We start from the raw sequence: 13,402 nt of genomic DNA, 5'->3' as shown, positions 1-13,402 counted from the left end.
GGGGGGGGGGGGGGGGGGGCGGGGGGGGGGGGGGGGGGGCGGCGGAGCCGGACGGCCGGCCGGGACACCGTGTCCGGCCGGACCGTCCCGGACCGGCGGACCGCCCGGGCGGGACCCGCCGGGCGGGCGCAGGGCGTCCCCGCGGCCGGCGGGTCCGGCCGGCCGCGGGGGCCGGTCAGCCGGCGGCGGGGCGCAGCGGCAGGCCGACGAGCTCCTGGAGCTCCTCGAAGTCGGTGCCGAAGGTCTCGCGCACGCTCAGGCCGTCCTCGTCGACGAGGAACACGGCCCGGTCGGTGTAGACGCGCGAGACGCAGCCGACGCCGGTGAGCGGCATGGTGCACTTCTCCACCAGCTTGGACTGGCCCTTCTTGGTGAGCAGGGTCATCATCACGAAGGTCTGCTTGGCCCCGGTGGCCAGGTCCATGGCCCCGCCCACGGCGGGGATGGCCTCGGGCTTGCCGGTGTGCCAGTTCGCGAGGTTGCCCTCGACGTCCACCTGGAAGGCCCCGAGCACGCAGCAGTCGAGGTGGCCGCCGCGCATCATGGCGAACGAGTCCGCGTGGTGGAAGTAGGAGCAGCCGGGGGTCTCGACGACGGGGATCTTGCCGGCGTTGATGAGGTCCGGGTCGACCTCGTCGCCGTGGGCCTCGCGGCCCATCCCGAGCATGCCGTTCTCGGTGTGCAGCGTGACGTCGTGCTCGGCGGTGAGGTGGTTGGCGACGAGGGTCGGCTGGCCGATGCCCAGGTTGACGTAGGAGCCGGCGGGGATGTCGGCGGCCACGACCCGCGCGAGCTCCTCGGGGCCGAGGGGGTGCTCGGCGGTGCGCGGGACCGCGGTGGTCTGCTCTCGGGTGGTGCGCTCGCTCATGGGGTTCAGAGCTCCTCTCGGGGGTCGGTCTGGGCCGGGGACTCGAGCCGCACGACCGTGTCCACGTAGATGCCGGGGGTCACGACGACCTCGGGGTCGAGCTCGCCGCGCTCGACGATCTCGGCGACCTGCACGATGGAGGTCGTGGCCGCGGCGGCCATGATCGGCCCGAAGTTGCGCGCCGTCTTGCGGTAGACGAGGTTGCCGGCGCGGTCGGCGACGTGCGCCTTGGTCAGGGAGTAGTCGGCCCTGATGGGGTGCTCGAGGACGTAGTGGCGGCCGTCGATCTCGCGCACCTCCTTGCCCTCGGCCAGCGGGGTGCCGTAGCCGGTGGGCGTGAAGAACGCCCCGATCCCGGCCCCCGCGGCGCGGATCCGCTCGGCGAGGTTGCCCTGCGGGACGACCTCGAGCTCGATCTCGCCCGCGCGGTACTTCTCGTCGAAGTGCCAGGAGTCGGACTGGCGGGGGAAGGAGCAGATGATCCTGCGCACCCGCCCGAGCTGGATGAGCTTGGCCAGGCCCACGTCGCCGTTGCCGGCGTTGTTGTTGACGACGGTCAGGTCGGTGGCGCCGTGGTCGATCAGCGCGTCGATGAGCTCGACGGGCTGTCCGGCGACGCCGAAGCCGCCGATCATGACGGTGGCGCCGTCCTCGATCTGCGCCACGGCCTCGGCGCAGCTGGCTGCGATGGTGAGCATGCGGTGTGCCTTCCTTCGGGGTCCGGTCGGGTTCTCAGGCGTTCTGGTTCTCGAGCACGACGGCGAGGCCCTGGCCCACGCCGATGCAGATGGCGGCCACTCCCCAGCGCTGCCCGGAGGCCTGCAGGGACCGGGCGAGGGTGCCGAGGATGCGGGTGCCGGACGCGCCGAGGGGGTGGCCGATGGCGATGGCCCCGCCGTGCCGGTTGACGATCGCCGGGTCGATGCCCCAGGCGTCGACGCAGGCCAGGGACTGGGCGGCGAAGGCCTCGTTGAGCTCGACGGCGGCGACGTCGTCCCAGGTGATGCCGGCGCGGCGCAGCGCCGTGTTCGCGGCCTCGACCGGGGCGAAGCCGAAGAACTGCGGCTCGTTGGCGGCGGCCCCGCGCCCGGCGATGCGGGCGAGGGGCTGCAGGCCGGTCAGCTCGGCGGCCTTCTCGGAGCCCAGCAGCGCGGCGGAGGCGCCGTCGTTGAGGGGCGAGGCGTTGCCGGCGGTGACGGTCCCGCCCTGCTCCTCCGGGCGGAAGACGGTCTTGAGCCCGGCCAGCTTCTCGACGGTGGAGGAGGCCCGGACGGACTCGTCCCGGGTCAGCTCGGTGCCGGGGACCTGGACGGTGAGGTCCGCGTAGAAGCCCTCGTCCCAGGCCTGCTGGGTGAGCTGGTGGGAGCGGTACGCGAACTCGTCCATGCGGTCGCGGGTGATGCCGTGCCGCTCGGCGAGCTGCTCGGTGGCCTCGCCCAGGGAGACCGTCCACTCGGGCTTCATGCGCTTGTTCACGAGCCGCCAGCCCAGGGTGGTGGAGGCCAGGGTCATGTCCCCGGCGGGGTAGGGCTTCTCGGTCTTGGGCAGCACCCAGGGGGCACGGCTCATGGACTCGACGCCGCCCACGAGCACCACGTCCGCCTCGCCCGCGCCGATCTGGCGGGAGGCGATGATGGCGGCGTCGAGGGAGGACCCGCACAGCCGGTTCACCGTGGTGCCGGGCAGCTCCACGGGCAGCCCGGCGAGGAGGGTGGCCATGCGGGCGACGTTGCGGTTCTCCTCCCCCGCGCCGTTGGCGTTGCCGAGCACGACCTCGTCGATCGCGGCCGGGTCCAGGTCCGGGGCGCGCCCGACCTGCTCGCCCAGCACGTGGGCGGCGAGGTCGTCGGGGCGCACGCCCGCCAGGGCGCCGCCGAAGCGGCCGAAGGGGGTGCGGACGGCGTCGTAGATGTAGGCCTGGGTCATGGTGTTCCTCACTTGCGTCGTTGCAGGTCGGTCACGGGGTGTCGGGGTCGGGGGCCGGTACGGGGCGCGGGAGCGGGTTCAGGCGCCCTCGGCGTCGAGGGCGTCGAGGACCTGCTTGGCGTGCTTGAAGGCGTTGTTGGCCGAGGGCACGGAGAGGTAGACCGCCGACTGCAGCAGGACCTCCTTGATCTCGTCCTGGGTCAGGCCGTTGCGCAGGGCGGCGCGCACGTGCATCTCGAACTCCTCCCAGTGCCCTGCGGCGATCAGCGCCGTCAGGGTGATGGCGCTGCGCATCCGCCGGTCCAGGCCGGGGCGGGTCCAGATCTCGCCCCAGGCGTAGCGGGAGATGAAGTCCTGGAACTCGGCGGTGAACCCGTCCTCGGCCGCCTCGGCGCGGTCCACGTGGGCGTCGGAGAGGACCTCGCGGCGCACGGCCGTGCCCTCGGCGTGGGCCTGCTCCTCGGTGCGGCGGGGGTCGCTGCTCATGCTCGTGCTCCTTCGGGGTGGGGGTCGGCGGCGAAGTGCCCGGCCAGCAGGCGGGCGACCTCGGCGGGCGACTCGGCGGGGATCAGGTGGGCGGCGTCCTGGAGGATCACGGCCCGCCCGCCCGTGCCCTCGGCGAGGGCGGTGGCGTCCGCGGGCGGGGTCGCGGCGTCGTGCGCGCCGGCGACGGCGAGGACCGGGGCGCGCACGGCCCCGAGCCGGTCGCGGGCGTCGAAGCGCTCGAGGGCCTCGCAGACCCGGGCGTAGGAGAAGCGGTCGGCGCCCTGCAGGTCGTGCAGCAGCGCGGTGGCGGTGGCGGGCTCGCGCTCGAGGAAGCCGGGGGCGAACCAGCGCTGCGCGGAGCCGGTGACCTGGGTGGGTGTTCCGGCCGCGGCGACGAGGCGGGCGCGCTCGGCCCACGCCTGCGGCTGCCCCACCCGGGCCGCGGTGCCCAGGAGCACGGCGGCGAGGACCCGGTCGGGGGCGTCGAGCAGCAGCTGCTGGCCGACGCAGCCGCCGACCGAGTTCCCGGCGTAGTGGAACGGTCGTCCGCTCAGGTCCTCGGTGCGGTCGAGGGCCTCGAGCACGCCGCGGGCGAGCTCGGCCATGGTGAAGGGCTCGTCCGTCGCGGCGGAGGCGCCGTGGCCCGGCAGGTCCCAGCCCAGGACCCGGCGGTCCCGGCCGAGCTCGCGCGCGACGGCGCCCCACAGCGCGCGCACCGAGGTGCCGAGGGAGGGCCCGAGCACCACGGGCGGGAGGTGCGGGGCGGGCCGCGGGCCGGCGGCGAGCTCGACGAGGGCGAGGGCGGGGACGGTCATGCGGTGCCTCCGGGGATCGTGCCGGCGGCCGGGCCGGCGGTGGACGGGCGCTCCGCCGGGCCCTCGGGCCCGGCGGCGAGGACGCGGTCGACGAGCAGGTCCGCGGCCCCGAGGTAGCCGGCGGGCTCCAGCAGCCGCCGCACCCACGCCTCGTCCACGGGCCGCCCGTCGGGTCGGCTCCGGCCGGCGAGGCCGACCAGCGCGCGGACGAGGGCGTCGGCGTCGTGGGCGTGCTCCCGCACGGCGGCCTGGACGCGCTCCTTGCCCGTGGCCCCGTCGGCGGCGGGCACGAGCGGGGCGAGGGCGGCGCTGATCCGCTCGGCGAGCACGGCGGGGCCGGAGGCCTCGAGGTTGGCGCGCATCCGGTCCGCGTCCACGCCCAGGCCCTCGGCGAGCTCGGCCGCGTGCGAGGCCGCCGCGACGGCCAGCCGGGCGAGCTCGCGCAGAGCGGGCCACTCCGTGTGCCAGGCCCCGTCGGGCCGCTCGTCGACGGCCAGCCCGGCGGCCAGGTGCAGCTGCGCCACGAGCTGCGGGGCGCTGAGCGCGGTGCGCTTGAGCAGCACCGACAGCACCGGGTTCTGCTTCTGGGGCATGGCCGAGGACACCCCGCGCCCCTCGGCGGCGGGCTCGCGCAGCTCGCCGATCTCCGGCCGGGCCAGGACCAGGACGTCGTTGGCGATCCTGCCCAGCGCGGCGCAGACCCCGGCCAGGGCCTGGCCGGCGCGCAGCACGGGCCGGCGGGTGGTGTGCCACACGTGGCCCGGCAGCTCCAGGCCGAGCTCCCGGGCCCAGTGCCCGGCCAGCGCCAGGGCGCGTGCGGCGTCCGGGGCCTCCTGCTCCCCGGGCCGGTCCGCGAACAGGGCGGCGCTGCCCGCGAGGGAGCCGACCGCCCCGCCGTAGGAGACGGGCGTGCGGGCCAGGTCCGCGAGGTCGTCCCGCAGGTCCTGCACCCCGGCCAGCCAGCCGGCCGCCTTGAGCCCGAACGCGGTGGGCAGGGCGTGCTGGGTGAGGGTCCGGGCGGCCATCACGGTGCCGCGGTGCGCCTCCGCCAGGCGGGCCAGGGCCGCCCGGGTGCGGGCGAGGTCGTGGGCGAGGGGCTCGGCGGCGCGGCGCACGAGCAGCATCATGGCGGTGTCCAGGACGTCCTGGCTGGTCAGCCCGCGGTGCACCCAGCCCGTCGCGTCCGGGTCGAGCTGCTCCACGCGGCGCCGGTAGTCCGCCAGCAGCGGGATGACCGGGTTGCCGCCGCCCTCGGCGCGCCGGGCGATGTCCGCGGCGTCGTAGTCGGCGGCCCGGGCGGCCGCGCGGGCCGCATCGGCGGCGGCGGCGGGCGCGAGCCCGGCGCGCGCCTGCGCCGCGACCCAGGCCGCCTCGGTGTCGAGCAGCGCCTGGAGCACGGCCGTGTCGTCCGTGGGCCCGGCCCCCCGGTGCGCGCCGGGGGTGAGCAGTCCGACGTCGGTCATGCCGTCCTCCTGAGGTGGTGCTCCGGGCTCGTCCCGGTGCCGTGCGGTGGTGCCGTGCGGTGGTGCCGTGCGGTGACCCGGGCGGGCCGGGTCACCGCACGCGGGGAGCTCAGTCCGCGAGGTTGGGGTAGGTGAGGAAGACGGTCTCCTCCTCGCCCTGCAGGCGGACGTCGAAGCGCAGCGAGCCGTCGGCCTCGCGCCGGGCGATGAGCGTGCGGCGCCGCTCCTCGGGCAGGGAGCGCAGCAGCGGGTCCGCTGCGAGCGCCGCGGTGTCCTCGGGCAGGTAGATGCGGGTGAACAGCCGGTTGAGCAGGCCGCGGGCGAAGACCGTCAGCGTGATGAAGGCCGCCCTGCCCGGCTCGGTCGGCCCCGGGTCGACGGTGGTGAACGTGTAGTGGCCCACGTTGTCGACGGCCGCGCGGCCGAAGCCCGTGAAGGTGTAGCCGTCCCGCACGAGGGAGCCGTCCGCGGTGGGCACCGCGCCGGCGCCGTCGGCCTGCCAGATCTCCAGCAGGGCGTCGGGGACGACGGCGCCGTGCCCGTCGGTGACGACCCCGTGCAGGCGCACCGCCTGCGGGTGGGACGGGTGGACGAGCTGCTCCCCCTTCTCGTAGGGCAGCGCGTAGCCGTAGAACGGCCCGATGGTCTGGCCCGGGGTCGCGGCGAGCCCGGTGCGCGCGGTGTTCTCAGACATTGGAGTCGCCTTCCGTCCAGGTGCGGTTCGAGCCGCTGAGCACGATGTCCCAGGTGTAGCCGAGCAGCCACTCGTGCTCGGAGACGTCGTGGTCGTAGCGGGCCACGAGCCGCTCACGGGCCTTCGGGTCCACGATCGACCGGTAGATCGGGTCGAGCGCGAACAGCGGGTCGCCCGGGAAGTACATCTGGGTGATCATCCGCTGGGTGAAGTCCGTGCCGAACAGGGAGAAGTGCACGTGCGCGGGCCGCCACGCGTTGTGGTGGTTCTTCCAGGGGTAGGGGCCCGGCTTGATGGTGACGAACTCGTAGGAGCCGTCGTCGCCGGTCAGGCACCGGCCCACACCCGTGAAGTTGGGGTCGATGGGCGCGGGGTGCTGGTCGCGCTTGTGGATGTAGCGCCCGGCGGCGTTGGCCTGCCAGATCTCCACGAGCTGGCGGCGCACGGGGCGGCCGTCGCCGTCGAGGACCCGCCCGCGGATCCTGATCCGCTCGCCGATGGGCTCGCCGCCGGACTGGATGGTGAGGTCCGACTCGAGGCGGTGCACGTCGCGCTCGCCGAAGGCGGGGGCGTGCAGCTCGATGGTCTCGGGGTCGGCGTGGTGCAGGTCCTTGGTGGGGTGGCGCAGGATCGAGCTGCGGTAGGGCGCGTAGTCCAGCCGCGGCTGGGTCTCGGTGCGCCCGGAGGCCTCGTACTGCTCCGCGATCTGCGCCATCTCCCGGTCGAGGTCGGCCTGGGTGTCCGCCGCGTCGTCGGGGCCCTTGGGGGTGAGGTGCACGAACGCCTCCTCCTGCCCCTGGTCCTGGTCGGTCATGGGAGTGCTCCTTCGCTGGTCGGGGCCGTCGGACCGGGCGGGAGGCCGGCCGCGGCGGCGGGGTCGCCGGCGCGCCCTGCGGAGATCTGCTCCGAGGATACGCAACTGTGCATCATTCGCACAACTGTTCGCTGTGCGAACAGAAAAGGCGGGGGCCGCGGGCTCAGGCGTCGGGCCAGCCGGTGTAGGACTCGGCGAAGTAGGCCGAGCCGTGCACCGAGCCGGTGACGGCCGCGAACTCGCCGTAGCGCCGCTTCTGCTCGAACGGGTTCTCGTCCCGGCGCACGTGCATGAGGTTGGTCGCCCAGTACGAGAAGTTCTGCGCCTTCCAGACCCGCTCCAGCGCCGTCGCCGAGTACGCGGCCAGCCCGGAGTCGTCGCCGTCGCGCAGGGCGGCGACGAGGGCGGGGGCGAGCACCCGCACGTCGCAGAAGGCGAGGTTCAGCCCCTTGGCCCCGGTGGGCGGGACGGTGTGCCCGGCGTCGCCGACGAGGAAGAGGTTGCCGTGGCGCAGCGGCTCGCACACGTAGGAGCGGAACTTCAGCACGGTCTTGTCGAAGATCGGACCGCGCTGGAGGCGGAACCCGTCGGGCCCGTCCACGCGGCGCTGGAGCTCGTCCCAGATGCGCTCGTCGTCCCAGGCCTCGACGTCCTCGTCGGGGTCGCACTGGAAGTACATGCGCTGGACCGTGTCGCTGCGCTGGGAGATCAGCGCGAAGCCGTGGTCGGAGTTGGCGTAGATCAGCTCGGGCGCACTCGGCGGGGCCTCGGTGAGGATGCCGAACCAGGCGAAGGGGTACTCGATGAAGTGGTCGGTGCGGGCCTCGCGCGGGATGGCGCGGCGGCAGATGCTCTGTGAGCCGTCGGCGCCCACGAGGACCTCGCAGCGGATCTCGACGGGCGTGCCGTCCGCGTCGGTGAACCGGATCCGCGGGGTGTCGCTCTCGAGGTCGAGCACCTCGGTGTCGGTGACGGACCAGCGGACGTCGCCGCCGTCGCGCTCGCGGGCGGCGGCCAGGTCCCAGAACACCTCGTTCTGCGGGTAGAGCCACACCGACTCCCCGACGAGCTCCTGGAAGTCGATGCGGTGGCTGTGCCCGCGGAAGCGCAGGACGGTGCCCTGGTGCTCGTGCCCCTCGGTCAGCACGCGCCCGTCGACGCCCTCCTCGGTGAGCATGCGCACGGTGCCGGCCTCGAGGATGCCTGCGCGGTGGGTGGCGTGGATCGTGTCCTTGTCCCGCTTCTCCACCACGACGGACTCGATGCCGGCGCGGGCCAGCAGGTGGGAGAGCATCAGCCCGGCGGGGCCGCCGCCGACGATGCCGACACGGGTGGTGAGGACGGTGCGCTCTGCGCTCATGGGTTCTCCTGGTGATACGGCGGGGATCGCCTCCAGTGTTCCAGCGCACTGTGGGGGCCACCACAGGCGTCCCGTTGATCGGGACGGCGTCGGCGCTCAGGCCTGGCGGTCGCGGCCCGTCTCCCGCAGCGTCCGCCGGATCCCGTGGGCTGCGGTGTGCAGGGCCTGCACGATCGCGGCCGCCCGCCCGCCCGGGTCCCCGGCGGGGGTGATCACCCCCAGCCCGGCGAGCACCTGCTCGCCGCGCCCGCGCACGGGCACGGCGATCCCGGTCGTCTCCGGCTCGAGGTAGCCGGTCTGCACGGCGTGGCCGCGGGCGCGGATCCGCTCCAGCTCCGCGGCGACCTCGTGCGGGTCGGTCGGCGAGAGCGGGGTGAACGCCGCCAGGGGTCCCTCGAGGTAGGCCTGCTGGACCTCGCCCGGGGCGTGGGCGAGCAGCACGAGCCCGGTGGCCGACAGGTGCAGGGGCAGCCGCCCGGCCACGGAGGCGCGCACGGGCACGGCCCCGGGGTGGGAGAGCCGCTCGAGCAGCAGCACCTCCCGGCCCTCCATGATCCCCAGCTGCACGTGCTGGCGCAGCACCGCGTGGATGTCGCCCATGAAGGGCCGTGCGGTGCGCGCCAGCGTCAGCTCGCGGGAGGCGCGGTTGGCCAGCTCCCACAGCCGGGTGCCCACCACGTAGCGCCCGCCCTCGACCCGCTCGAGCCATCCCTGGCGGGCCATGTCCCGGGCGAGCCGGTGGGCGGTGGCCGGGGGCAGGCCCGCCAGCACCGCGAGCTGCCCGCCGGTCAGGCGGGAGTGCTCCGCCGTGAAGGCGGCCAGGATCCGGTCCATCCGCTCCAGCACGGACTCCCCCGTCGGTGAGTTCGCCATCGCCTCGCCCTCCTGCCGGCGCGCCCTGGGCTCGGCCCCTCCCCCGGGCGCGCTGAGGGGGAGGGTCGGAACGGGGACAGCCCCGCCCCGGACCGTGGTCCGGGGCGGGGCTGCCGTGGTGACCGCCGCGGCGGTCACCTCCTGCGGTGGACCGGCCTCAGTTGGAGCCGAAGTCGTAGTCCTCCAGCGGGATCGCCTGGAACTCGGCGGGGGTCTGCCCGGAGTTCTCGTCGGCGTAGCTGAAGTCCGAGAACGACCCGGGCTCCGTGAACAGCGAGGCCTTCGCCTCCTCGGTCGGCTCCACGTCGACGTTGTTGTACCGCGCGAGCCCGGTGCCGGCCGGGATGAGCTTGCCGATGATCACGTTCTCCTTGAGCCCCACCAGCGGGTCCGACTTGCCCTCCATGGCGGCCTGCGTGAGCACGCGGGTCGTCTCCTGGAAGGACGCGGCGGACAGCCACGAGTCGGTCGCCAGCGACGCCTTGGTGATGCCCATCAGCTCCGGGCGCCCGGCCGCGGGGCGCGCGGTCTCGGCCACGGCCTTGCGGTTGGCCTCCAGGAAGCGGACGTTCTCGACGAGCTCGCCCGGCAGCAGGTCGGTGTCGCCGGACTCGATGATCGTCACGCGCCGCAGCATCTGCCGCACGATGACCTCGACGTGCTTGTCGTGGATGCCCACGCCCTGGGAGCGGTACACGCCCTGGACCTCGTCCACGAGGTGCTTCTGCGCCTGCCGCGGACCGCGGATGCGCAGCACCTCCTTCGGGTCGACGGCGCCCGAGACCAGCTGCTGGCCGACCTCGACGTGGTCGCCCTCGGTCACGAGCAGCTTCGCACGGCGCAGCACCGGGTAGGCGATCGCCTCGTCCCCGTTGTCCGGGGTGACGACGACCTTCAGCGCCTTGTCGGTGTCCTCGATGCTCACGCGGCCGGCGACCTCGGAGATCGGGGCGACACCCTTGGGGGTGCGCGCCTCGAAGAGCTCCTGGATGCGCGGCAGACCCTGGGTGATGTCGCCGTCCGAGGACGCGACACCGCCGGTGTGGAAGGTGCGCATGGTCAGCTGCGTGCCGGGCTCGCCGATCGACTGGGCCGCGATGATGCCGACGGCCTCGCCGATGTCCACGAGCTGGTTGGAGGCCAGCGAGCGGCCGTAGCACGCCGCGCACACGCCCACCGCGGACTCGCAGGTCAGCACCGAGCGCACGCGCACCGTGTCGACCCCGGCCTCGAACAGCGCGGCGATCAGGGCGTCGGAGAGGTCCGCGCCGGCCTCGGCCACGACCTCGCCGTTGGCGTCGGCGACGTCCACGGCCAGCACGCGCCCGTGCACGGTGTTCTCGATGTCCTCGTGCAGGGTGCGCGCCCCGGACTCCGCGACGTCGGCGACGGGCAGGGTGAGCCCGCGCTCGGTCATGCAGTCCGCCTCGCGCACGATGACGTCCTGGGAGACGTCCACGAGACGACGGGTCAGGTAGCCCGAGTTCGCCGTGCGCAGCGCGGTGTCGGCCAGGCCCTTGCGGGCGCCGTGGGTCGCGATGAAGTACTCCAGCACCGACAGGCCCTCGCGGTAGGAGGACTTGATCGGGCGGGGCATGATCTCGCCCTTCGGGTTGGACACGAGCCCGCGGATGCCGGCGATCTGGCGCACCTGCATCCAGTTGCCGCGGGCGCCGGAGGAGACCATCCGGTTGATCGTGTTCAGCGCCGACATGTTCTCGCGCATCGCCTCGGCGACCTCGTCGGTGGCCTTGGTCCAGATGTCGATCAGCTCCGAGCGGCGCTCGTCGTCGTCGATCAGACCGCGGTCGTACTGGCCCTGGATCTTCGCGGCCTGCGCCTCGTAGCCCTCCATGATGGCGGGCTTGGTCGGCGGGGTCGCGATGTCCGAGATCGCCACGGTCACCCCGGAGCGGGCCGCCCAGTGGAAGCCGGCGTCCTTGAGCTCGTCGAGGGTGCGCGCCACGGAGGCCATGGGGTAGCGCTCCGCGAGGTCGTTGACCAGCGCCGAGAGGTGCTTCTTGTCGGCGACGGCCTCGTCCCACGGGTAGTCCTCGGGCAGCGTGTCGTTGAACAGCACGCGGCCCAGGGTGGTCTGCACGCGCACCGGCGTCCCGGGCTCCCACCCCTCGGGGGCCTCCCAGCCCTCGAACGGCACGAAGTCCTCGAGCTCGATCGTGCACAGGGCGTTGAGGTGCAGCTGACCGGCGTCGTGGGCCATGATCGCCTCGGCCACGGAGGAGAACGACCGGCCCTCCCCCTCGGCGCCCTCGCGGACGGTGGTGAGGTGGTAGAGCCCGATGATCATGTCCTGCGAGGGCAGGGCGATCGGCTTGCCGTCCGAGGGCTTGAGGATGTTGTTCGAGGAGAGCATCAGGATGCGCGCCTCGGCCTGGGCCTCCGGGGACAGGGGCAGGTGCACGGCCATCTGGTCGCCGTCGAAGTCGGCGTTGAACGCGCCGCACACGAGCGGGTGGAGCTGGATGGCCTTGCCCTCGACGAGCTGCGGCTCGAAGGCCTGGATGCCCAGGCGGTGCAGGGTGGGTGCACGGTTGAGCAGCACGGGGTGCTCGGTGATGACCTCCTCGAGCACGTCCCACACCTGGGGGCGGTAGCGCTCGACCATGCGCTTGGCCGACTTGATGTTCTGCGCGTGGTTGAGGTCCACGAGCCGCTTCATCACGAAGGGCTTGAACAGCTCCAGCGCCATCTGCTTGGGCAGGCCGCACTGGTGCAGCTTCAGCTGCGGGCCCACCACGATGACGGAGCGGCCCGAGTAGTCCACGCGCTTGCCCAGCAGGTTCTGGCGGAACCGGCCCTGCTTGCCCTTGAGCATGTCGGACAGCGACTTCAGCGCACGGTTGCCCGGCCCGGTGACCGGGCGGCCGCGCCGGCCGTTGTCGAACAGCGAGTCCACGGCCTCCTGGAGCATCCGCTTCTCGTTGTTGACGATGATCTCGGGGGCGCCGAGGTCCAGCAGCCGCTTGAGGCGGTTGTTGCGGTTGATCACGCGCCGGTAGAGGTCGTTGAGGTCGGAGGTCGCGAACCGGCCGCCGTCGAGCTGGACCATCGGGCGCAGCTCCGGCGGGATCACCGGGACGGCGTCGAGGACCATGCCCAGCGGCGAGTTGTCCGTGGTCAGGAACGCGTTGACGACCTTCAGCCGCTTCAGGGCCCGGGTCTTGCGCTGGCCCTTGCCGGTGGCGATCGTCTCGCGCAGCGACTCGGCCTCGGCCTCGAGGTCGAAGGACTCGAGGCGCTTCTTGATCGCCTCGGCGCCCATGGAGCCCTCGAAGTACATGCCGTAGCGGTCGACCATCTGCCGGTACAGGGCCTCGTCGCCCTCGAGGTCGTTGACCTTGAGGTTCTTGAAGCGGTCCCAGACCTGCTCGAGGCGGTCGATCTCCTGGTTGGCGCGCTTGCGCACGTTGGCCATCTGGCGGTCGGCGGCGTCGCGCAGCTTGCGCTTCTCCGCGGCCTTGCCGCCCTCCTCCTCGACGCGGCCGAGGTCGGCCTCGAGCTCACGGGCGATCGCCGCGATGTCGGCGTCGCGGGTGGACTCCATCTGGGCCTTCTCCCGGTCCACGGCGGCCTGCAGGTTCGGCAGGTCGTCGTGGCGGGCGTCCTCGTCCACCGAGGTGATCATGTACGCCGCGAAGTAGATGACCTTCTCGAGGTCCTTCGGGGCGAGGTCCAGCAGGTAGCCCAGGCGCGAGGGCACGCCCTTGAAGTACCAGATGTGGGTCACGGGCGCGGCCAGCTCGATGTGGCCCATGCGCTCGCGCCGCACCTTGGCGCGGGTCACCTCGACGCCGCAGCGCTCGCAGATGATGCCCTTGTAGCGCACGCGCTTGTACTTGCCGCAGTAGCACTCCCAGTCCCGGGTCGGGCCGAAGATCTTCTCGCAGAAGAGCCCGTCCTTCTCCGGCTTGAGCGTGCGGTAGTTGATGGTCTCCGGCTTCTTGACCTCGCCGTAGGACCAGGTCCGGATGTCGTCCGCGGTCGCAAGACCGATCCGCATGAGTCCGAGTGAGGATTCGTTGGACATGAGGGTCCTTTATCTCTTTCTCTAGAAAGCTTGACGTCTCGTCGGGTGGGCGGAG

General features: G+C 73.4%; 11 protein-coding genes. All 11 read right to left on the bottom strand.

Annotation, left to right across the window (positions count from 1 at the left end; translation table 11 throughout):
* Positions 1-175: 175 nt before the first annotated feature.
* Positions 176-868, bottom strand: a complete 693-nt coding sequence (locus tag LQU92_RS14770; protein WP_058859370.1) for a 3-oxoacid CoA-transferase subunit B — start codon at positions 866-868, stop codon at positions 176-178.
* A gap of 5 nt (positions 869-873) precedes the next feature.
* Complete coding sequence (locus tag LQU92_RS14765) at positions 874-1,566, bottom strand: 3-oxoacid CoA-transferase subunit A (protein WP_058859371.1); 693 nt, start codon at positions 1,564-1,566, stop codon at positions 874-876.
* Positions 1,567-1,600: 34 nt separating this feature from the next.
* A complete protein-coding gene (locus tag LQU92_RS14760; protein ID WP_112255430.1) occupies positions 1,601-2,794 on the bottom strand; it encodes a thiolase family protein in 1,194 nt (397 codons plus the stop codon).
* A 78-nt stretch (positions 2,795-2,872) separates the two neighbouring features.
* A complete protein-coding gene (gene pcaC, locus LQU92_RS14755; RefSeq protein WP_230781438.1) occupies positions 2,873-3,280 on the bottom strand; it encodes a 4-carboxymuconolactone decarboxylase in 408 nt (135 codons plus the stop codon).
* A complete protein-coding gene (locus tag LQU92_RS14750; protein ID WP_230781437.1) occupies positions 3,277-4,095 on the bottom strand; it encodes an alpha/beta fold hydrolase in 819 nt (272 codons plus the stop codon). The genes pcaC and LQU92_RS14750 overlap by 4 nt, the downstream gene beginning before the upstream one ends.
* Positions 4,092-5,558, bottom strand: coding sequence for a lyase family protein (locus LQU92_RS14745; protein WP_230781436.1), 1,467 nt, complete (start codon positions 5,556-5,558; stop codon positions 4,092-4,094). The genes LQU92_RS14750 and LQU92_RS14745 overlap by 4 nt, the downstream gene beginning before the upstream one ends.
* 109 nt (positions 5,559-5,667) lie before the next feature.
* Positions 5,668-6,252, bottom strand: a complete 585-nt coding sequence (gene pcaG, locus LQU92_RS14740) for a protocatechuate 3,4-dioxygenase subunit alpha (RefSeq protein WP_101851911.1) — start codon at positions 6,250-6,252, stop codon at positions 5,668-5,670.
* Complete coding sequence (pcaH, locus tag LQU92_RS14735) at positions 6,245-7,066, bottom strand: protocatechuate 3,4-dioxygenase subunit beta (protein WP_112254743.1); 822 nt, start codon at positions 7,064-7,066, stop codon at positions 6,245-6,247. Before pcaH ends, pcaG begins: the two co-directional genes overlap by 8 nt.
* Before the next feature lie 163 nt (positions 7,067-7,229).
* Positions 7,230-8,426, bottom strand: a complete 1,197-nt coding sequence (locus tag LQU92_RS14730; protein WP_230781435.1) for a 4-hydroxybenzoate 3-monooxygenase — start codon at positions 8,424-8,426, stop codon at positions 7,230-7,232.
* A 96-nt stretch (positions 8,427-8,522) separates the two neighbouring features.
* Positions 8,523-9,299: an IclR family transcriptional regulator gene (locus LQU92_RS14725; protein WP_230781434.1), complete on the bottom strand. Its 777-nt coding sequence runs from the start codon at positions 9,297-9,299 to the stop codon at positions 8,523-8,525.
* A gap of 157 nt (positions 9,300-9,456) precedes the next feature.
* Positions 9,457-13,347, bottom strand: a complete 3,891-nt coding sequence (locus LQU92_RS14720; RefSeq protein WP_058859378.1) for a DNA-directed RNA polymerase subunit beta' — start codon at positions 13,345-13,347, stop codon at positions 9,457-9,459.
* Positions 13,348-13,402: the final 55 nt, after the last annotated feature.

The organism is Kocuria sp. LUK, assembly GCF_021012935.1.
Taxonomy (GTDB): Bacteria; Actinomycetota; Actinomycetes; order Actinomycetales; family Micrococcaceae; genus Kocuria; species Kocuria flava.
The sequence above is the reverse complement of the archived record's forward strand: the minus strand, read 5'-3'. Positions and strand labels throughout refer to the sequence as shown.

What these genes read in the sequence shown, in the direction of transcription:
- LQU92_RS14750 (WP_230781437.1), bottom strand. Translation starts at nt 4,095, where the DNA reads ATGACCGTCCCCGCCCTCGCCCTCGTCGAGCTCGCCGCCGGCCCGCGG.
- pcaH (WP_112254743.1), bottom strand. Translation starts at nt 7,066, where the DNA reads ATGACCGACCAGGACCAGGGGCAGGAGGAGGCGTTCGTGCACCTCACC.
- LQU92_RS14720 (WP_058859378.1), bottom strand. Translation starts at nt 13,347, where the DNA reads ATGTCCAACGAATCCTCACTCGGACTCATGCGGATCGGTCTTGCGACC.
- LQU92_RS14725 (WP_230781434.1), bottom strand. Translation starts at nt 9,299, where the DNA reads ATGGCGAACTCACCGACGGGGGAGTCCGTGCTGGAGCGGATGGACCGG.
- LQU92_RS14745 (WP_230781436.1), bottom strand. Translation starts at nt 5,558, where the DNA reads ATGACCGACGTCGGACTGCTCACCCCCGGCGCGCACCGGGGGGCCGGG.
- LQU92_RS14770 (WP_058859370.1), bottom strand. Translation starts at nt 868, where the DNA reads ATGAGCGAGCGCACCACCCGAGAGCAGACCACCGCGGTCCCGCGCACC.
- LQU92_RS14760 (WP_112255430.1), bottom strand. Translation starts at nt 2,794, where the DNA reads ATGACCCAGGCCTACATCTACGACGCCGTCCGCACCCCCTTCGGCCGC.
- LQU92_RS14765 (WP_058859371.1), bottom strand. Translation starts at nt 1,566, where the DNA reads ATGCTCACCATCGCAGCCAGCTGCGCCGAGGCCGTGGCGCAGATCGAG.
- pcaC (WP_230781438.1), bottom strand. Translation starts at nt 3,280, where the DNA reads ATGAGCAGCGACCCCCGCCGCACCGAGGAGCAGGCCCACGCCGAGGGC.
- pcaG (WP_101851911.1), bottom strand. Translation starts at nt 6,252, where the DNA reads ATGTCTGAGAACACCGCGCGCACCGGGCTCGCCGCGACCCCGGGCCAG.
- LQU92_RS14730 (WP_230781435.1), bottom strand. Translation starts at nt 8,426, where the DNA reads ATGAGCGCAGAGCGCACCGTCCTCACCACCCGTGTCGGCATCGTCGGC.